This is a genomic window from Rhodohalobacter sp. 614A (genome assembly GCF_021462415.1).
GTDB lineage: Bacteria > Bacteroidota > Rhodothermia > Balneolales > Balneolaceae > Rhodohalobacter.
Window position 1 is genome coordinate 262,887 of record NZ_JAKEDS010000001.1, and the last position, 20,656, is coordinate 283,542.

Genomic DNA, 20,656 nt, shown 5'->3' on the forward strand with positions numbered 1-20,656 from the left:
AATCATCATCCATTTCGAAATTTGACAAGCCGGAAGCGCTTTTATTACAATTACATAACCCTTGTCGGGCAAACTTCAATTGTATCAACCGTCTTCTTGCCTCATTTCAAGAAAGGAAAGGATTTTTTTTGACAACCATTTTCGAAACTCCGGAGTGGTTGGGGGCGAGTGTTTACAATCTTTCATCAGGTATGTTTGAATGTCCGGATTGTTGATTTTCAATTTCTGAACCATTGGTTTTCCGGGGAAGGAGATATCTTCTTCGGCAGCAAAAACGTAGGTGGGAATGTCCCATTCTTTTAGTTCCTCATCAGAAATAAGAGGTGGAATTCTAAAATCGGGTTTAAATAAAGTAAATGAATCCCCGATGTAATGGCCCCAGTCATCATCCCAGGTAGAAAGAAGCGGATCTACGAATTTCTTCAGGCGCTCTTCGGTTTGATTGAATTGATACAACATAGATGGAATTGCCATTTTTCGAATACCCTCCCAGGTAGAACCACGCACAATTCCTGCCGGCACAATCAAAACAAGGTGTTGAACTTTTTCCGGATGATTTTTTGCAAATTGAAGGGCTGCAAAACCTCCCAGGCTAACCCCCAGCAGATTGATTTTCTCCAAACCCAGGTTATCGATGATTTCAAGAAGCCAATCTGCAAACGAATTATCACTATAAGAAAATCGAGTTTCCAGTCCCCGAACAGATTGTCCCGGCAGATCGGGCGCAATGATGTAATAGTGTTTTAATAATCGCTGTATTTCGGAAACCAGGTGGGCTGAGCTTGTCAACATGGAGTGCAAACAAACCAGAACAGGCTTCGATTCATCACCCGCTTTGAGCACGTGATTGGACCCAAATGAAGTTTCGACATGAATGGATTCTGTTGGAGCATCAATTTTCTTATGGAATGTTTGATACCACTCTTCAAGTTTCTCTTTTGCTGATTCACTTCGAAAAATTTTATTCTTCATAGGAGTGCATGCTGGTTGTTATGGCCGACAATAATGTAGGTAAATCAGAAATTAGAATCTTCTTCAGATCACGTAAACAATCTATAATTTTCAGTAAGTTAGACGAAATATATATTTTAAAGCAGATTGTTCTCAACTCTAAAGCTCAAAGACTATGGCTAACACTATTTCAAGAAAAACATTCCTAAAAATAAGTGGGGCAACTTTAGCTGTTTCGGCAATCGGATTTCCCAACATTCTTATTCCTCAAAGCAAAGAAAAACTTGGAGTGGCGTTAGTCGGCCTTGGAAGTTACAGCACCGGCCGCTTGGCACCCGGACTTCAGCAAACCCGGCACTGTGAATTGCGGGGAATTGTAACCGGTTCACCCGAAAAAATACCTGTTTGGCAGGAACGGCATGGAATTCCCGACAGCAATGTGTATAACTATGAAAACATGCACGAAATTGCTGACAATGATGATATTGATATTGTGTATGTGGTGGTGCCGACCGGACTCCATGCCAAATATTCCATCATCGCTGCCAAAGCCGGAAAGCACGTTTGGTGCGAAAAACCAATGGCTATGAATGTAGAGGAATGCCAGGCGATAATTGATGCGATGGAAAAGGACAAGCAACTGGCAATTGGCTACCGGTTACAGCATGAACCAAATAACCAGGCGATTATTCGCTATGCAAAAGAACAAACGTACGGCGCAGTTACAAAGATACGGACGGGTGCCGGTTACGACGGCTACCATGAAGATGGAAACTGGCGGAAAAATGCAGAGCTCGGTGGCGGAGCTTTATATGATATGGGGGTTTACAACGTAAATGCCATACGATATGCTACAGGAATGGAGCCGGTAGCGGCCCGCGGTGTTCAAAGTGTGGTTCGAAAAGATGTCTATACAGAAGTGGATGAAATGACCCGCTTTGAACTTGAATTCGAAAACGGCATGACCTGTTTTGGTGAAACCAGCTTTGGTAAATCCGTGAATTATCTTGAAGCTGAGTACGAAAATGGATGGGCCTATTTGAAACCGTTTCAGAATTATTCCGGCGTTCAGGGAAGAACAAGTGATGGTACGGTTTTACCGGAAGATCCCGGACACCAGCAAGCCCGCCAAATGGATGACAATGCACTCGCCATCAAAAATAATCAGCCTAATATTGCTCCCGGTATTGAAGGATTGAAAGACATCCGGATTATCGAAGCGATCATGGAAAGTTCGAGGAAAGGAAACGTAAGGATTGAGATTTAATTAACATTATTACTTGTTCCGAAGCTCTGCTTCGAAATACACCACTTTGAAGCTCCGCTTCTATAAAAAAAAGTGTAAGGTTTTTGCCCAATTAAGTTCATACTATAAAGAACTGTTGTTATGGGGCGAAGCCGTTACAAAATTTACGAAACGGAATATCTACACTTCCTTACCAGTAGTATTGTTGATGGAATTCCGTTATTTGCCAATCCAGAAATTGTAAATTTAATACTCGAAGGGCTCCAATTCCTTCAGAAATCAAGAAATGTTGATCTGTATGCTTATGTGATTATGGAGAATCATCTCCATTTCATTGCAAGCATGAAGGTTTAACTAAGAAGTTGAAAAATTTTAAATCATTTACAGCTCGTCAAATCATAAATTTTCTTGAGAACGGAAGCCATCATCGATTGCTGAAACAATTCAAACAAGCAAAGCTAAAGCATAAAAACCAGAGTAAATACCAGATTTGGCAGGAAGGGTTTTATGCAAAACAGATTACTACTGCTGATATGATGGTGAAAAGATAGAATATATTCAGAATAACCCAGTTAAACGTGGATATGTTGATGAGCCCGAGCATTGGAGATATTCTTCTGCTCGGAATTATTTAGAATTGGAGAGCTTCATTCCAATTACAGTATACAAATGGTGAATGGAAGCAGAGCTTCCAATGTGCGTTCCGAAGGGGACCTTCAGAACGAGTAAAAACTATCTTAAACCTACTTAGATTAACGGTGTAAAAAATTTCCTGAAAAGATCCTTTCTTTATCTGAAACAGCCTGATCAAACAGGTAAATCCAAGCCCGTATTTTTTCGCCACTTTCTAATAGAACGGATTTCACCCTTCGTATAAATTCATGCGGCTCAGGGTCATGAGAAGAGCATCCTTCATATTGATCCAATTGACTCAAAAGAACTTTCTGATTTTTGATTTGATACACTTCGCCAATCACTTTATCACTTGAATCATCGGATTCTATCACGCCGGGATACCATTCAATCATATACAGTTTTCCCTGAAAAGTGGCTTTTCCAATGAACTCCGCGTGGTCTTGCAATACGGACTTTACAGGTGAATCAAATTCACTTCGAAGAGAACCGTACACGAAAATATAATCGCACGTTTTATCCACCCGATGGAAATGAAGGATGATTCATAATTCCCTGCATCTGCCGGATGTGATGTGCAAGATGCGTTTCCATAAATTCGAGAGTCTGCTTCATGTTTATCATTCCCACCCGTGGATGATTGAAAATCTCGCTTTTCATTGTTGATTCATCCAGAGAATGGATCAGTTCTTTTAAATCGGCTCGTACGCTTTTCCAGTCAGCCTTAAGCTTGTCATAATCCGGATTTATTCCTGTAGCATCGGTTCGTTTTGGCGCTTTAAATTTCAGGGATGAATTGAGAGCGAGCTTCAAAACGATCATACGAAACGCTGATTTGAACCCTGACTTTGAAAAGTCTTTCTGCGAATTCACCTTTCTTTTAATGCTTATAACCGACAACCGTTCCGCCGTCATCACATGAAAAGCAATCTGAAGCGGATTCCATTTTCCCGGTTCGGAACTAAAATGCAATTGATCGTCTGACAGAGAATCCAGCAAAGCAACCATTTTATGACGCTGTGCTTCAATTTTCTCAAATATTTTCAGACAATCATTTCTCATAAGCCAGGTTCGGGCCCATCCATTTTTCGATCTCTTCTACACTCATACCTTTTCGTTTGGCGTAATCCTCAACCTGGTCTTTTTCGATATTGCCAAGATTAAAATACTGCGAATCAGGATGAGCAAAATAGAGACCGCTAACGGATGATGCCGGAGACATTGCCAGATGCTCCGTCAAAGTAATATCTGCCGATTTTTCCACATCCAGCAGATCAAACAGAATTGTTTTTTCAGTGTGATCGGGCTGTGCAGGATAACCGGGCGCCGGACGAATTCCATTGTATTCTTCACGAATCAACTGATCGTTGTCAAGATCTTCGTTCGGAGAATATCCCCAAAGATTGGTTCGCACTTCACGATGCAGATATTCCGCAAAAGCCTCTGCCAATCGATCAGCCAAAGCTTTCACCAGAATAGCGTTGTAATCGTCATGATCTTTTTCAAAATCCGCAACCAATTTATTTACGCCATGGCCGGTTGTAACTGCAAATGCTCCCATGTAATCCTGAATTCCGGTCTCTTTCGGAGCCACAAAATCAGCCAAAGCCTTATTGGGCTGCCCACTGCGTTTCTTGGATTGCTGACGAAGTGTATGGAAAACCGCCTGTACTTCTTTTCGGGATTCGTCCGTATAAATTTCAATATCATCGCCTACACTATTTGCAGGGAAAAGCCCTAAAACTCCATTGGCCGTCAACAGGTTTTCGTTGATGATTTTATCGAGAAGCTGGTTGGCTTCATCAAAAAGTTTTCGTGCTTCTTTCCCGGCTTTTTCATCTTCCAGAATGTCAGGGAATTTTCCTTTCATTTCCCAGGCAATGAAGAATGGTCCCCAGTCAATAAACCGGCGGAGTTTAGCCAACGGGAAGTTTTTGAAGGTAGTGATTCCGAGGTTCTTCGGAGCTTTTACCTTCGTATCATTCCAGTCAATAACTGTGCGATTTTTGCGGGCATCCCCGATTTTCAGATACGTTTTTTTTCGTCCACGACTGCTGTACTGTACGCGCAAGCCTTCATATTCTGCACGGATTTCATCCAAAAATCCCTTTTTCAGTGTTTTGGAAACCAGCCGGTTTACCACAGTCACACTCCTGGATGCATCCAGAACATGAATCACCGGATTTTCATACGATGGTGCGATCTTCACGGCTGTATGCATTCTGGATGTTGTTGCGCCACCAATCAGCAAGGGCGTTTCAAAACCTTCCCGCGACATTTCGCTGGCTACATGTACCATTTCATCCAGCGATGGCGTGATCAATCCGCTAAGCCCAACCACGTCCACGTTATGTTCTTTGGCTGCGGCCAGAATTTTCTCCGACGGATTCATCACACCGAGATCAATCACATCGTAATTGTTACAACGCAGAACTACAGCTACAATATTTTTTCCGATGTCGTGCACGTCTCCTTTCACTGTGGCCAGCAATACTTTAGCTTTGGGTTGCGAGTTTTTGGCTTTAGCTTTCTCTTTTTCAATAAAAGGAATGAGAATGGCCACGCCTTTCTTCATCACACGGGCACTTTTTACTACCTGGGGCAAAAACATTTTACCCGCTCCGAAAAGATCACCCACCACATTCATTCCGTCCATCATTGGCCCTTCAATTACCTCCAGCGGATGCGGATATTTCTGGCGGGCCTCTTCCACATCATCCTCAATATAGTCCGTAATACCTTTTACAAGGGCATGTTTGATGCGTTCTTCAACAGACTCTTCTCGCCAGACATCTTTTTTAACTTCAATCTCTCCGCTGTCTCTTTCTTTGATTTCATCCGCATAATCCACCAGCCGCTCGGTGCTATCATCACGGCGATTCAGAAGAACATCTTCTACCAGTTCCTTTAGTTTGGGCTCAATCTCTTCATACACTTCCAGCTGACCTGCATTGACAATGGCCATATCCAAACCGGCATTAATCGCATGATAGAGAAATGCCGAGTGCATCGCTTCCCGAACTACATTATTTCCGCGGAACGAAAACGAGATATTACTGAGTCCCCCGCTTACTTTTGCCAGCGGCAGATTTTCTTTGATCCACCGAACAGTGTTAATAAAATCAACGGCGTAATTATTGTGATCCTCAATTCCGGTAGCTACTGTTAAAATATTGGGATCCATAATGATATCCTGCGGCTGGAAACCCACTTCTTTGGTTAGAATATCATACGCCCGCTTGCAGATTTCTTTCCGGCGTTCCAGCGAATCGGCCTGACCTTTTTCATCAAATGCCATCACAACCACGGCCGCTCCAAAATCCAGAATGCGTCTGGCATGCTCTTTAAATGCTTCCTCTCCTTCCTTCAGACTGATGGAATTCACCACGCTTTTGCCTTGTGTGGTTTTCAGTCCCGAAAGAATCACGCTCCATTTTGAACTGTCTACCATAAACGGAACTCGTGCAATATCAGGCTCAGCTGCCATCAGGTTGATGAAATTTTTCATCACTTTTTCAGAATCCAGAAGGGCCTCATCCATATTAATATCGATGATTTGTGCACCGCCTTCTACCTGATCGCGCGCTACCGACAGAGCTTCTTCATGCTCTTCATTTTTGATAAGCCGTTTGAATTTGGCCGAACCGGTCACATTGGTCCGTTCGCCGATATTTACAAAATTTGTTTCCGGCCGAACCACCAGCGGTTCCAGTCCGCTTAATCGAAGATAGGGTTTGGGCTGCGGTCGTTTTCGGGGTTTATGAAGTTGGGCTTCTTCTGCCATTGCACGAATATGATCTGGTGTGGTTCCACAACATCCGCCCACAATATTTACAAATCCGTTTTCGGCATAGTCCTTCATCTGCTGCCTCATAAAATCAGGAGTCTCATTGTATTCTCCCATTTCATCGGGCAGACCCGCATTGGGATACAGACTTGTAAAACAGCTTGCGTGGCTCGAGAGCTCCTGTATATACGGCCTCATTTGCTTCGATCCCAGCGCACAGTTCAAACCAATACTCAAAAGCGGATTGGCATGTGAAACCGAAATCCAAAACGCCTCGGTAGTTTGGCCGGAGAGCGTCCGCCCGCTTTGATCCACAATGGTTCCCGAAATCATGATGGGAATTTCCCGGTCTATGTTCCGGCAATAATTGTGCACCGCATAAATGGCAGCTTTACAGTTCAGCGTATCAAAAACCGTTTCAATCAAAAGTGTGTCCACACCGCCATCTACCAATCCGCGAATTTGTTCGGTATAAGCATCCACCAAAGCATCGAATGTGATGGCACGAAATCCGGGATCTTCTACATCGGGTGAAAGAGAAAGCGTTTTGTTTGTGGGACCAAGAGCTCCGGCCACAAAGCGAGGCTTATCGGGATTTTGTTTGGTGAAGGAATCGGCTGCTTCCCGCGCAATAGTAGCCGAAGCCAGGTTCAGGGCGTACGTCGAATCCTGAAGGCTGTAGTCTGCCTGGGAAATCGGATTTGCATTAAATGTATTCGTTTCAATAATATCCGCCCCGGCAGAGAGGAAATTGGAATGAATTTCCCGTATTATATCGGGTTGAGTAATGCTGAGAAGATCGTTGTTCCCTTTTTGATCATCCGACGAATCGGCAAACTGGGTGCCTCTGTAATCTTTTTCAGAAAGTTTGTACTGCTGTATCATCGTGCCCATGGCACCATCGAGTACAAATATTCGTTCTTGCAAAAGTTCAAACAACGGATGTTTGGAACGGCTCATATCAATAATCCTATTAGACTGAAATTCTTAACACTAAAAAAACTGTTTCGAAATTTGAAAAATAAAGCGATTCCTTCTGCATATTGGTTATCTTGTAATGCTTGTTTGCAGCAGGATGCTTTTTAATTTTTTTTACAGGAATCTAAAATCATTCTTCTTCCGAAACAGTTTCATAAAATCTACATTTTACGCGTCAATTACAGCATTTTTTTATGAAAGTTATTGAACATTACGAGAACGCTTCTGAACCACTGATTTCATTTGAAATCCTCCCTCCAAAACGAGGCGATTCCGTTCAATCCGTATTTGAAGCCCTTGACAAAGTGGTTAAAGTAGCGGATCCTCCTTTTATTGATGTAACCTACCATGCGGCAGAATCTTATGTTGAAGAACGCCCCGATGGTTCTTTGAAACGGGTTGTACGCCGAAAACGCCCCGGCACGATTGGTCTTTGCGCGGCTATTTTACACCGTTATGGTATTGATCCTGTGCCCCATCTCATTTGCGAAGGATTTACAAAAGAAGAGACGGAAGATGCCCTTATTGAGCTCAATTATCTTGGCATCCACAATGTCCTGGCCATTCGCGGAGATAATACCGGTTCGCAGATTTCTCTTAATATGAACGGAACGGCCAACAAGTTCGCGATTGATCTTGTAAAGCAAATTAAGGATATGAATCACGGGCAATATCTCGAAGAAATCACGAATGGAGAGTCGACTGATTTTTGTGTTGGAGTTGCCGGATACCCGGAAAAACATTTTGAAGCTCCCAATCTGGATTGGGACATCAAAAAATTAAAAAAGAAAGTAGATGCCGGGGCAGATTATATCGTTACTCAAATGTTCTTTGATAACGACGCCTATTTCAAATTCGTAAACAAATGCAAAGCCGCTGATATTCATGTGCCGATTATTCCCGGTTTAAAAATTTTGACGACCATGAATCACCTGAAAAGTCTTCCAAAGTTTTTCTACCTGAATATTCCTGATGAATTGACGGCTGCTGTAGACTCAGATCCGGGTAACGTAAAAAATATCGGGATTGAGTGGGCGCGGCAGCAATCTCTCGAATTGTTGGAAAAAGGAGCGCCGGGAATTCATTATTATATTATGGGAAATCCCCAACCGGCACTGGATGTGATTGATTTTTTAAAGGCGAAGTGATTTTTGAGTGAAAAGGCAGAACGTAAAAGTGAAAAGTGATTACGTACTTTTCTAAGTATAAATGGATAGTGCGTGTGTCTCGTTTGTGACTTTATCGAATGGTACAAGTCTGGAGATCTGCGCCAGCCCACCGTCTCTTTTGCCTTTTCACTTCTCACTTTTGACATTCTACCATTAACATAATTCCGTTCTATGACCTACTTGATTGCCGATAGTGGAGCAACCAAAACCGACTGGCTGTATGTAGACGGTGACGATATCACTCAAATTCATACCCAGGGTTTGCATCCATCCAATATCCAGATGATGAGCGACAGCATGGATTTAAAACTTCAAATTGGCACTTTGAAGCCGGATGTTATCTATTTTTTTGGCGCGGGTTGCGGCAACCCCGTTTCCGATGAAATTGTAATGCGCTTCCTTCAATCCATTTTTCCTCAAGCCCAATTAAAAATCAAAAGTGACCTGAATGGTTCTGGAAAAGCTTTTTTTGGGAAAGGTGATGGAGTTGTAGTTGTATTCGGCACAGGGGCGATCAGTGCTAAAATAGAGAATGGAAATGTTGTACAGAAATCAGCCGCTTTGGGATTTGCTATCGGCGATGAAGGAAGTGCTGCCGACCTGGGACGCAGAATCTTAAAAATGTACTTCCGGAAATCCGGGAATCCTGAAACACTTCATTTTCTACAGGAAAAACTCCATGATGTCGGCTATTCCGAAATGATGAATCAAATATACCGCGCCGGCAAACCCAATCGCGAACTTGCAGCTGTTGCCGGGAAAGTTTTGAATCCGCCTCTCCCTCCTGAACTGGAATCATTAATACGAGACGGATTTACCGATTTCATCAATCAACAACTCTCAACCTTGAAACTAACCGGCGAAGAGCAAATTGTTTGTACCGGAAAAGTGGCCAAAGTACACGAGTCTATATTAGTCCCACTATTCAATCAGTTAGGGTATAAAAATGTTGAGGTTCGTTACCCGGTCATCGCCTCCTATCGAAATCGAATTAAATCCGGCGAAAATCTTTTTGATTAAGATTGAACTCTCCTTCGAAGGGGAAGTTTTAATGCTTATCTTGCATTTTTCACTCAGAAGAATGTAGTCTATTGATTCTCACAGACACCCATTGCCATCTCTATCTCGATCAATTCAAAGACGATTTAGAGGACGTTCTAGATCGATCATCAAAAGAAGGAATTACTCGCATATTTCTACCGGCTATTGATTGGAATTCGATTGAGCAGATGGTCCGGCTTTCTCATCCCGAAATCACCTTTTATAAAATGGCGGGAATCCATCCATGCAGTGTGGAAGACAACCTACCAGTTGATGAAGAAAAACTGCTCGAATATTGCCAGTCAGATGAATTTGTAGGAGTCGGAGAAACCGGACTCGACTATTACTGGAGCACTGATTTTGTAGATGAACAGAAAAAAAGCCTGCACATGCATTGCCGGGTTGCAAAGGAAACCGGGAAACCGATTGTCCTTCACAATCGGGAAAGCACCAAAGATCTGCTTGATTTGATTGAAGAAGAACAAGATGGATCTTTGACGGGAGTTTGGCACTGTTTCACCGGAACCGAAGATGAAGGAAAACGAGCGCTTGATTTGGGACTCTATCTCGGAGTTGGTGGAGTGTCCACATTTAAAAATGCGGGGGTTGATAAAACCATTGCTAAAATGCCGATGGAAAAACTTATTCTTGAAACGGATGCGCCTTATCTCGCGCCTGTTCCCCATCGCGGAAAACGAAATGAGCCGGCCTTCATTAAAAACATTGCCGAAAATTTAGCGGAATTGAAAAATCTGACGCTTGAAGAGATTGCCGAAAAAACGACGCGAAATGCTTTCCAACTTTTTGGGATTCAATAGCCTTGAACCCAGAAAAACCTTCAAGCGTGCGGAATGAAATGGAGCTCCTTGAAGCGTTGTGTATTTTGGCAATCCAACACCGCCACGCTTCAAGGTCCAGGGACGCTTGAAGGTGCCCCTGAGGCAAACCTGAATCAACCAAAAATTTTTATCTCTTCGGGTAATTTATCTCGGTTTGAGTATTGACCGATCACTGTCCTGAATTCAAATCGAGTTGAAGTATTCGATCTCAAATCAGCAAACTTTTGCCCTTTCTCGTCAGCTGACAAACCTATCAACTTCCTCAACTCCTGATCATAAAAATCGATCTTATGATTTTTCCAGAGAAAATCCGCAAATGTTAGTCTTTCAGGATCAGCCAAACTTGAATTCTCAGGTAGTTCATTCTGATTTGGTGGAGAATACGGTTCGCCAAAAAATTCAACCATTGTTCGAACGACTATTTCGCTCGCTTTCCATTTAGCTTCTCTGGAGTATCCGGCGATATGAGGTGTTGCAATGAGCGCCTGATCAGCAATTTTACCTGAAAACAGGGGCTCATTTTCCCACACATCAAGAATAAAATCCCGAACCAAACCTAATCGCTTTGATTCGAGAAGAGCTTTTTCATCCACCACTCCACCGCGGCTGGCATTGATAATTAGTTTAAAACTATTTTCCAGCCACTTCTCATTACAGATGTGATAAGTTGAATGAACTCCGTTGTTGGTCAGAGGCGTGTGAAATGTCAGAACATCACACGACAATAATTCATGCAATTCTGCCGAAGTAAACTTTTCTTCTCTATCGGCTTTGGGAGGATCATACGGCACGTATTCAATTCCAAGTTTTCTCAAATAGCCGATCAGTGATCCACCTGTATTTCCGCAACCAATCACTCCAATTTTCAAATCCTCGATTTGTTCATCCCGAAGTTGTCCCCATCGGTACAAAGCTGTAAGCATATATTCGGCCACGGCGTTTGCATTGCATCCCTCCGATCGGGCAAATTCAATCCCAAGCGACTTCAAATGATTAATATCTACATGATCAAATCCGGCGGTGGCTGAGCCCACAAATTTAAGATTGCCGGATTTCGGGAGTGTTTCAGAGTTTAGTTTCGTGACCGTTCGGATCAGAAGTGCATCATAGTTGGTCACACCTTCTGGAAATCCTGACTCCGGATCATAGGTTTTTAACTCAGCATCATTGGGAACCAACTGCTCCAATGCATATAGGTGTTTGTCTGCGAGAACTTTCATATCTGTGAATGATAGGAAAATGGATGGAGAATATTGGAATTCTATCTCCAAACAATTTGTGGTATCAAAAAGCGTCTTTTTTAAGTTATATTTAAGGTTTAAAACAATTTTAAACGATGTCCAGTCCATCATTCAATACAGTATCTCTGATCAGAAAAAAGCGGGAAAAGAATCCCCTGACGGAGGACGAAATTCATTATCTCATTCAATCTTATACGGAAGGTGATATTCCCGATTACCAAATGAGTGCTTTTTTAATGGCTTCATTTCTGAACGGATTGAATACGGAAGAAGCCGCCGCTCTCACAGATTCCATGCTTCACAGCGGAATTGTTGTGGATCTGAGTGAGACCCCCGGCACCAAAGTCGACAAGCATTCTACCGGTGGCGTGGGCGATAAACTCTCATTGATTCTCGCGCCGATTGTAGCTTCGTGCGGAGTTCCTGTACCGATGATTTCCGGTCGAGGATTGGGGCACACCGGCGGTACGCTGGATAAACTCGAATCCATCCCCGGATTTTCGGTGGATATGGATTTGGATCGGTATAAAGAAATCATCAACAAACATAATCTGGTTTTGGCGGGTCAGACCGAAGAGATCGCTCCTGCCGATAAACTGCTTTACGCCCTTCGGGATGTGACTGCAACGGTTGAATCGATTCCTTTGATCGCCGGAAGTATCATGAGCAAAAAACTGGCTGAAGGCATTGATGCTCTTGTTTTGGATGTGAAATTTGGCTCAGGCGCTTTCATGAAAACCCGTGAAGAAGCCACCGAACTTGCCAAAACTCTCGTTGGAATTGGTGAACAGTTTGGAAAGCGAACTATCGCCTATCTTACAAATATGGAACAACCGCTGGGAAATGCCGTCGGGAATTGGCTGGAGGTGAAAGAAAGCATCGATTGTTTGCATGGAAACGGACCCAAAGATGTAATGGAGATCACACATCTTTTGGCCGGAACGATGATTTATCTGGGTAAAAAAGCCGATTCGGTTGAAGAAGGAATTGAGAAAAGTAAAAACTCTGTTGAAGATGAATCCGCTTTTCAAAAATGGGTGGATATTGTAGAAGAACAAGGTGGTGATATCTCCGTTATCAAAGACCCTGAAAAATATGAACCTGCTGAATTTCAGGAAGAGGTTACTTCTGACAAAGAAGGATTTATCACCGAAATGGATGCCTTTGCGATGGGCATGGTTTCGGTAGAAATCGGTGCCGGTCGCCGGGAAAAAGAGGATAATGTTGATCCAAAAGCCGGATTTATCCTTCACAAAAAAATAGGTGAGCGAATTGAAGCGGGTGAAACATTTGCCACGATATATACGAACAAGGAGGAAACCATTCATGCTGCAAAAGCCGGTATGGTGGATGCCATCTCTGTTGAGAAAAAGGCACCGAAGCCTTTGAATCTCATCACACATCGTGTGGATAAAAACGGGGTTCATGATTTTAGGGCATAAACAATTGCGAATAAAAAGAAAACCATTAACTTTATATGATGCGAAAAGCATCTGGGCATAAACTTCAATAAGGTAAAACACCATGTTTAAACGATTTATAAGAGCGATCAAGTCAATGTTTGGCGGATTTGTCAGTTCAATGGAAGACCCGAAATTGATTCTTGAACAAAACATTCGGGAACTGAATGATCAAATTCCGCAAATGAATGAAAATATTACCACTGTTAAGGCCAACGCCATGATGCTCAAAAAGGAGGTGGACCGATATGAAAAATCCATTTCCGAAATCACGGCTAAAATTAAATCAGCGATAGAAGCTAACCGGGATGACCTCGCTGAAGGCTACGCTCTTCAACTCGAAAAAGCGAAAGAAAATCTTGCTCAATCCAAGCAACAGTTGAAATATGCTGATCAGGCTTACGAAAAAGCTTTAAAAGTAAAGCAAGCTTTCATGCGCGAAAAAGATCGCAAGATCAAAGAAGCGCGAGAAGCTCTTCGGGCCAGCGAACGCGCTGAATGGCAGGCTAAAGTTGCCGATGCTTTGGAATCGTTTGAAATGGGCGGCCTGGATCAGACTCACACAGAAATGGTAAATCGTTTAAACGAACAGACCGCAAGAAACGAAGCTCGTATGGAACTTGCTCTCGAAAGCGTGGATACCGAAACCATGGAAATCGAAGCCAATGCAGAAAAGCTTCGTGCCAAAGAGCTGGTTCAACAGTTTAAAATGGAAATGGGCAAGGATTCTGCAGCCAAGGAAGACAATGCCATTGACATCGATGAGCCGGCCGAAAAAGAAAAAGAGTCTCAAAAAACGATAGGCAAAGAACGAACCAAGTCTTAACCAGAAGAAATGAGCACCAATAGCGAACAGGAACGGGAACGCCTCAAGGAGGAATACAAAGATCACTACCGCAAAATCCGGGATGCCAAGGAGAAACTGCGCCGTTCGAAATATGTCCAGAATGTAAATGAGGCTCTTCATCAAATGAATGCTGATGAGTTGCTCGCTTCCGTTGATGAATTCCTTGGAAAAGTTCGCACCAAAATGTCGCTTATTGAAGCCCGGCTTGATGTTGCCATGGAACAGGTTCTGGATCAGCCCGATGATATTTCCGAACTTGATGAAGAGTTGAAGAAAGAAAAAGCCCGAGAAAGTCTTAAGAAAATCAAGGCAGAAATGGGGCTTTTGTACCGGGAAATTGAAAAACAGGCAGCTGAGCTTCATGCTGAAAAAACAATTGGGCCCGGTAATCGCCATAGCTCTTCAGATTCACCAAAAACAGAAACTGACAGCGATTTAGCTTAACACAATGGCTAAGGATAAAGAATCATCAATCAATTTTGCGAAAGAGGCTTTTCTGCATCCGGTAAATCTTGTATGCCTGCTTGTGGGAACGGTTGCCGCCCTTGTACTTAACGATTTCGGGTTGATATCAAACGCGATTTTAGGGTTTGCCTTCGGAATGGAACTGATTTACCTGGGAATTGTACCGAAGCTTCCCGCTTACCAGAAAAGTGTAAAACTGAAAAAACGAAAAGAGCAGAGCGATGAATCCAACGACAAAGTGATTTTTTACCAGCTCGACGCGCGCTCTCAAAAACGATTTCTCGTTCTGAAACACATCACCAAAGAAGTAGAGCAAAATTTTGATACGCTCCCCTACACTTCCAAGGGGATGCTGGAACACATCCAGAAAAAAATGGAAGATTTGCTGTCTACCTATCTGACATTATTGGATATGAATCGGCGTTTTCAAATCTATATGAATTCAGAGGTTGAGGAGGAAATTCGCCGTGAGGTTGAAGAACAGCAAAACGATCTTGAAACGATTGATTCTGAAAAACTGAAAAAGACCCGTGAACGGCGGTTGTCAATACTTAATAAACGCCTCAGCAAGTTCGACGTTGCTAAAGAAAAATACCTTATTTGTGAAACACATCTGGAAACCATTGAAGATGCCATCCGGTATATTTACGAACAGTCAATGACAATGCCGAATGCCGAAGATGTGGGAACCCAGCTTGATCATCTGCTGTCCGAAATGGAAGAAACTACCAATATCATCGAGGAACTGGATTCGAATTTGCTGCCCGGTTTTGAAGAGATGGACCGTGAGCTTGAACTGGCCCAACTTCGCAAAGAAGCTCAAGAGCTTAGGAAAGAGACCGGAGAAAAAGTTAAAAAATCGATATGAGTTCAACTCCATTCGAACGCGAAACACTTCTTTTAGATACAGACGAGAATGGTATTTCCATTCTGACAATCAATCGTCCCGAAAAGCTGAATGCTTTAAATGGACAGGTTTTGTCTGATCTGAATGATGCTCTTCATCATATAGAAGAATCAAATGATATTCGACTGCTGATTATTACCGGGTCTGGTGAAAAAGCTTTTGTTGCCGGTGCCGATATTAAAGAGCTCAGTACTCTCGATCGGCAAAGTGGTGAAGAAACATCCTCTGCAGGGCAAAATCTATTCAACCGAATTGAAACATTTCCAAAACCTGTCATCGCTTTAGTAAACGGCTATGCATTGGGTGGCGGGGCTGAACTTGCAATGGCGTGTCACATTCGTACAGGAACTGCAAATGCCGTCTTTGGCCTTCCGGAAGTTTCTCTTGGCCTGATTCCGGGTTACGGCGGAACTCAACGATTGCCTCAATTGGTTGGGAAAGGAAAAGCAATGGAAATGATTCTTAGCGGTGCCCAGATAAAAGCTGATGAAGCGAAACAATTGGGCTTGCTTAATGATATCTTTGATCATTCAGAAGCAATAGAAGAGACCAAAAAATTGTCAGGAAAAATTTTAAAGAACAGCCCTTCGGCTATTTCAAGCGCAATCAGTGCCGTTAATGCCGGATACAGAACCAATGGCTTTGCAAAAGAGGCCGTCTTATTCGGGCAATTGTGTGAAACGGATGATTTTAAAGAGGGCACGTCTGCTTTCTTGGAAAAACGAAAAGCCAAATTTACCGGGAATTAACAGCATTTCTATTTGAAGAAATTACGCAAACGTTCTAAAATTACTTCTCCGGTTTTTTCTCCTGAAGACACCCTCTGTACCATTTAAAGCTCATGCCAGAACTTCTCTACATACTACTTACCATTTTAATCAGTGGCTTCTTTTCGGGCTCGGAAATGGCTTTTGTAACAGCCAATAAACTAAAGCTGGAAATCGAATCCAGGAAAGACTCATTCCGTGGAAGATCATTGGCTTATTTCAGTGAAAATCCCGAAAACTTTCTCACCACCACGCTGGTTGGAAATAATATCATCAACGTGATGTACGCCACATTAATGGCCGTTTTTCTCGTGGAACCAATCCAGGTATTCTATCAACAGTTTTTTGGTGAATTACCCACAACCGCCATGATTCTTTTTATTCAGACCATTATTGCCTCCGTCATTATTCTTCTGTTTGGTGAAATTCTGGCAAAAGCGATTTTCAGAGTTCAGGCCGATTTCCTGATTACGATGATTGCCGTCCCACTCAGGATTACGAATTACATTCTCTCGCCGTTGATTGTTTTAACGAACAAAACCTCCGGCTATCTTCTAAGCTTCTTTGATATCGGTAGTGAACGAAGCGAAAAAGTGTTTCGCCGCCAGGATGTCGAGATGATTTTCAGGGAGTTGAAAGACAGCGGAGGTAGCCAGGAAATTGATCACGACGATTCAGAAATCCTCCATAATGTACTGGAGCTTTCTAATAAACGGGTTCGTGAAACAATGGTTCCGAGAACCGAAATTGTAGCCATTGAAAAAAATGCTACTGTCGAAGAATTAAAAAAAGCATTTATTGAATCGGGCTATTCCAAAATTCCGGTTTACCAGGACACGATTGACGATATCATCGGTGTGGTATTTGCCTACGACCTCTTCAACAGCCCCAAAAGTATCAGCCAGATTATACGGCCGGTAAATTTGATCCCATCCAGTAAAAAATCTAAAGACCTGCTTACTGAATTCAGGCAAAGCAGTATTTCAGTTGCCATTGTAATTGATGAGTATGGAGGAACCGCCGGTATGGTTACTATTGAGGACCTGATCGAAGAGGTGGTGGGTGATATCCAGGATGAGTACGACAAAGAAAATGACCTTATCAAAAAAATATCCACAGATACATTTCTGCTATCCGGTTCGGTTGAATTGGATGAGCTCATTGAACTTCATCCCGAAATACATATCGATTTTGAAGATGGTGATTTCGAGACCGTTGCAGGTTACATCATCCACCATACAGGCCGTATTCCAAAAGTAAATGAAGAACTGCAGATCCACGGAAATACTTTTATCATAACCAAGGCTACGCAGAGTAAGCTCGAAAACGTTAAATTAATTACCCAGACCGGAGATTGACATCTTCGCTGAAAATCCGGTTTCGGATCCACAAACACATTCAGAAGGCACTCGATGATCGAAAAATATCCACATTGGGCACAACAACTTGCCAAAAAATACCTGAGCCGAACGCTGAACCAGTTCATCATTCATGGAAATGTAAATGACCTGGTTTCGATAAAAGATCAGGATAAACATCGATACATACGCCTGAAATCTTTTATGGCTGAAGAGTTCTTTGGCGCGAGAGACATTGTCCTTTTTTACGACCGCGCATCCGGAATTTATTTCAGAGACCAGGATTCGCAACGCGATTTTAACCGGGCAGTTGCCGGCCGGGATTCATTGATTGGCACCGAATATGCCAAGAAACTTCCAAAGGATCCGGTCGGAGCGTTCAGTGTATTGGAGCAATATATTCGATCCCGGTTGGATCAAAAGAAAAGCATTGCACTGATTGTAGATTTTGCCGAAACCATTGTCCCCGCAAATGAAGCGGGAAGTACCGGTTCTGAAGACCGAAATGCGTTGGTTTATTTGTTGAAATGGGCACACGATCCCCTTTTTCTTGCCGCTGATTTTACAACCGCTTTGATTACTGAGAATCTTTCCGACCTGAACCGAACATTGGTTCAGAATCCATATTCATCGGAAATAAAAATTCCGCTTCCTGATGAGAGCGACCGGCTCTCCTACATTGTTCAGGAGTGTCATCCCGATACGTACGAAGAAATATCGGATGTCACCAAACCGGTAATGGCCCAAATGACGGCCGGCCTTGGATTTTTAAAACTCAAAAGTATTCTCTCCAATGCCGTCCAAAATTCAGAACGAATTACTTTCGATTCGCTTACAGCCATCAAAAAAGAAATGATTGAAGCCGAAGCATACGGGCTTCTTGAATTCGTAGTCACTGATTACTCACTGGATAATGTAGCCGGTCATACTCATGTAAAGAAACACCTTCGGCAGGCGGTGCAGGCGTTGAAATCCGGCCGGAATGATGTGATTCCCATGGGATACCTGATCTGTGGACCTGTTGGAACCGGCAAAACATATCTTGTGACTTGCTTTTCCGGTGATGTGGGTATTCCTATGGTGAAACTGAAAAACTTCCGAAGCCAGTGGCAAGGTGTAACCGAGGGAAATCTCGAAAAAATTCTGAGTTTATTGAAAGCAATGTCGCCGGTAGCTGTGATGATTGACGAAGCCGATGCCTACTTGGGCGATCGAAATGCCTCCGGAGACAGTGGTGTTTCAAGCAGGGTATTTTCACAGATTGCAACCTTTATGAGCGATACTAAAAACCGCGGAAAAATTCTCTGGTTTCTGATGACGGCCCGCCCCGATCTCATGCCGATTGACTTAAAACGGCAGGGTCGCGCTGAAGAACACATTGCTCTCTTCCCCCCGGATACGGAAGAAGAACGCATCGAACTTTTTGATGCCATGAAGAAAAAAACAGGTATCAAAATTTCCGAAAACCATATTCCAAAAAATGTTTTAAAAGGTGATGTGCACTACTCCGGCGCCGATATGGAAGCCGCACTCACCCGGGCCAAGTTCAGAACGGCATCCGAAGGACTTGAACAAGCCACTCCACAAATTCTGGATGATGTTTTCGACGATTTTCTCCCTCCTACGTATCCTGAAGAAGTAGAATTACAAACATTAACGGCTGTTTCGGAATGTACATCCAAGGCGCTATTGCCCGAACGATTTCGTAAATTAAACCGAGATAAAATTTTAAGCCGAATCCAGGAATTGAAAAAAACGATACGGTAAAGAATGTCAAAAGGCAGGTTAGAAGAGATCCGAAAAGCCATCGACTCGCTTGATGAAACGATTGTAAAAGCACTCGGCGAGAGGCAAAAAATTGTTCGCGAAATTATTGTCGATAAACTTGAACACGAAGATGAAATCCGCGACCCGGACCGTGAAGAAAAACTCATCGAAAAAATTCGGCATAAAGCGCCGGAAGTTGGCATGGATCCTTATTTCCTCGAGCAGTTGTTCCGGGAAATTATCAATCACTCCGTCCGGTATCAAACGCATGCATTGATCGATCATCAAAATGACCGTTCAAATGAACAGACGATAAGGGTTTCATACCAGGGAACAGATGGCGCTTTTAGCCACCAGGCAGCTATGCGCCATTTTGAACAGCGGTATGCAAATGTAGAATGTATCGGTTATACCCGGTTCGAAGAAGCCGCAGATGCCGTTGAGAAAGGAGAAGTAGATGTGGGAATTCTCCCTATTGAAAATACTACCGCCGGTTCCATTAACGATACGTACGACCTCCTGAATGAAAAAGATCTCTACGTAATCGGTGAAGAGGTTCTGAAAGTTCAGCATTGCCTGATGGCACCGGAAGATATCAGCCTGAATAATATCCGACGAATTCTGTCTCATCCGCAGGCTATTGCACAGTGCAGTAAATTTTTAACGTCTTTGCCTCGCTGTCATGTAGAATCATATTTTGACACAGCCATGTCCGCCCGAAAAGTTCGGGACGATGCAGATCTCTCACAAGCTGCTATCGCAAGTGCCTTTGCCGCCGAAATTTATGGTTTAAAAATTCTGAAGAGAGATCTCGCCAATCAAGAAGAAAACTATACACGATTTGTAGTTGTGAGTCCCGAGCCGGTCACCTGCGATCCTCAACTTACCTGCAAAACGTCTCTTATTTTTGCGACGATTGATGAGAAAGGTGCCCTTCTGAAATGTCTGAACTTATTGGGAGACAGTGGAATCAACATGACAAAACTTGAATCCCGGCCTCGAATGGGTCACCCATGGCAATCACTTTTTTATCTGGATATTGAGGGTAATAAAGAAGAACCCCGTATTGAGGATGCCTTGCTCAAACTGAAGAAGAAAGCCCAATACTTCAAAGTTTTAGGAAGTTATCCTGTGCGGGAAGGAAAGTGGTAAAGGATTTGTGGGTAGCGCCTCGGATTATCAAATCACTTTTTCTTAGTT

Annotated in this window: 18 protein-coding genes; 13 read left to right on the forward strand and 5 right to left on the reverse strand. The window is 43.1% G+C overall.

Features of this window, described 5'->3' with window-relative positions; all coding sequences use genetic code 11:
- Nucleotides 1-84 precede the first annotated feature (84 nt).
- Nucleotides 85-972 carry an alpha/beta fold hydrolase gene (locus L0B18_RS00995; protein ID WP_234567243.1) on the reverse strand — a complete coding sequence of 296 codons (888 nt, stop codon included), beginning with the start codon at nt 970-972 and terminating at the stop codon, nt 85-87.
- Between the two features lie 154 nt (nt 973-1,126).
- Between L0B18_RS00995 and L0B18_RS01000 the strand changes: the two genes are divergently transcribed.
- Nucleotides 1,127-2,218 (forward strand): Gfo/Idh/MocA family protein, encoded by a 1,092-nt coding sequence (locus L0B18_RS01000; protein WP_234567244.1) that lies wholly within the window; start codon nt 1,127-1,129, stop codon nt 2,216-2,218.
- Between the two features lie 120 nt (nt 2,219-2,338).
- Complete coding sequence (locus L0B18_RS01005; RefSeq protein WP_234567245.1) at nt 2,339-2,551, forward strand: hypothetical protein; 213 nt, start codon at nt 2,339-2,341, stop codon at nt 2,549-2,551.
- Nucleotides 2,552-2,949: 398 nt separating this feature from the next.
- Here L0B18_RS01005 and L0B18_RS01010 read toward each other — a convergent pair whose 3' ends face one another.
- The 3 genes from L0B18_RS01010 to metH are packed head-to-tail and all read right to left on the reverse strand — an operon-like array spanning nt 2,950 to nt 7,577.
- A complete protein-coding gene (locus tag L0B18_RS01010; RefSeq protein WP_234567246.1) occupies nt 2,950-3,354 on the reverse strand; it encodes a gamma-glutamylcyclotransferase family protein in 405 nt (134 codons plus the stop codon).
- Complete coding sequence (locus L0B18_RS01015; RefSeq protein ID WP_234567247.1) at nt 3,347-3,892, reverse strand: DinB family protein; 546 nt, start codon at nt 3,890-3,892, stop codon at nt 3,347-3,349. The genes L0B18_RS01010 and L0B18_RS01015 overlap by 8 nt, the downstream gene beginning before the upstream one ends.
- Entirely contained in the window at nt 3,882-7,577 is a 3,696-nt protein-coding gene (gene metH, locus L0B18_RS01020; RefSeq protein ID WP_234567248.1) for a methionine synthase, read from the reverse strand. Before metH ends, L0B18_RS01015 begins: the two co-directional genes overlap by 11 nt.
- A gap of 212 nt (nt 7,578-7,789) precedes the next feature.
- On the opposite strand from metH, the gene L0B18_RS01025 reads away from it, so the two are divergent.
- The 3 genes from L0B18_RS01025 to L0B18_RS01035 all read left to right on the forward strand — a co-directional run bounded on the left by L0B18_RS01025 (nt 7,790) and on the right by L0B18_RS01035 (nt 10,623).
- Nucleotides 7,790-8,743 (forward strand): methylenetetrahydrofolate reductase, encoded by a 954-nt coding sequence (locus L0B18_RS01025; protein WP_234567250.1) that lies wholly within the window; start codon nt 7,790-7,792, stop codon nt 8,741-8,743.
- A gap of 192 nt (nt 8,744-8,935) precedes the next feature.
- Nucleotides 8,936-9,784: a hypothetical protein gene (locus L0B18_RS01030; RefSeq protein ID WP_234567251.1), complete on the forward strand. Its 849-nt coding sequence runs from the start codon at nt 8,936-8,938 to the stop codon at nt 9,782-9,784.
- Nucleotides 9,785-9,855: 71 nt separating this feature from the next.
- The gene (locus tag L0B18_RS01035) at nt 9,856-10,623 is read left to right on the forward strand and encodes a TatD family hydrolase (RefSeq protein ID WP_234567252.1); all 768 of its coding nucleotides are present in this window, start codon (nt 9,856-9,858) and stop codon (nt 10,621-10,623) included.
- A gap of 134 nt (nt 10,624-10,757) precedes the next feature.
- Here L0B18_RS01035 and L0B18_RS01040 read toward each other — a convergent pair whose 3' ends face one another.
- Complete coding sequence (locus L0B18_RS01040) at nt 10,758-11,864, reverse strand: 4-phosphoerythronate dehydrogenase (RefSeq protein WP_234567253.1); 1,107 nt, start codon at nt 11,862-11,864, stop codon at nt 10,758-10,760.
- 116 nt (nt 11,865-11,980) lie between these two features.
- On the opposite strand from L0B18_RS01040, the gene L0B18_RS01045 reads away from it, so the two are divergent.
- The 8 genes from L0B18_RS01045 (at nt 11,981) to pheA (ending at nt 20,608) form a co-directional block, all read left to right on the forward strand.
- A complete protein-coding gene (locus L0B18_RS01045; RefSeq protein ID WP_234567254.1) occupies nt 11,981-13,327 on the forward strand; it encodes a thymidine phosphorylase in 1,347 nt (448 codons plus the stop codon).
- Between the two features lie 82 nt (nt 13,328-13,409).
- Nucleotides 13,410-14,171, forward strand: coding sequence for a PspA/IM30 family protein (locus L0B18_RS01050; RefSeq protein ID WP_234567255.1), 762 nt, complete (start codon nt 13,410-13,412; stop codon nt 14,169-14,171).
- A gap of 9 nt (nt 14,172-14,180) precedes the next feature.
- Nucleotides 14,181-14,636: a hypothetical protein gene (locus L0B18_RS01055; protein WP_234567256.1), complete on the forward strand. Its 456-nt coding sequence runs from the start codon at nt 14,181-14,183 to the stop codon at nt 14,634-14,636.
- A gap of 4 nt (nt 14,637-14,640) precedes the next feature.
- Nucleotides 14,641-15,525: a hypothetical protein gene (locus tag L0B18_RS01060; protein ID WP_234567257.1), complete on the forward strand. Its 885-nt coding sequence runs from the start codon at nt 14,641-14,643 to the stop codon at nt 15,523-15,525.
- Nucleotides 15,522-16,313, forward strand: coding sequence for an enoyl-CoA hydratase/isomerase family protein (locus tag L0B18_RS01065; RefSeq protein WP_234567259.1), 792 nt, complete (start codon nt 15,522-15,524; stop codon nt 16,311-16,313). The genes L0B18_RS01060 and L0B18_RS01065 overlap by 4 nt, the downstream gene beginning before the upstream one ends.
- A 92-nt stretch (nt 16,314-16,405) precedes the next feature.
- Nucleotides 16,406-17,689 carry a hemolysin family protein gene (locus L0B18_RS01070; protein WP_234567260.1) on the forward strand — a complete coding sequence of 428 codons (1,284 nt, stop codon included), beginning with the start codon at nt 16,406-16,408 and terminating at the stop codon, nt 17,687-17,689.
- A 54-nt stretch (nt 17,690-17,743) separates the two neighbouring features.
- Nucleotides 17,744-19,456 (forward strand): ATP-binding protein, encoded by a 1,713-nt coding sequence (locus tag L0B18_RS01075; RefSeq protein WP_234567261.1) that lies wholly within the window; start codon nt 17,744-17,746, stop codon nt 19,454-19,456.
- A 3-nt stretch (nt 19,457-19,459) separates the two neighbouring features.
- Entirely contained in the window at nt 19,460-20,608 is a 1,149-nt protein-coding gene (gene pheA, locus L0B18_RS01080) for a prephenate dehydratase (protein ID WP_234567262.1), read from the forward strand.
- The last annotated feature ends 48 nt before the right edge of the window (nt 20,609-20,656 follow it).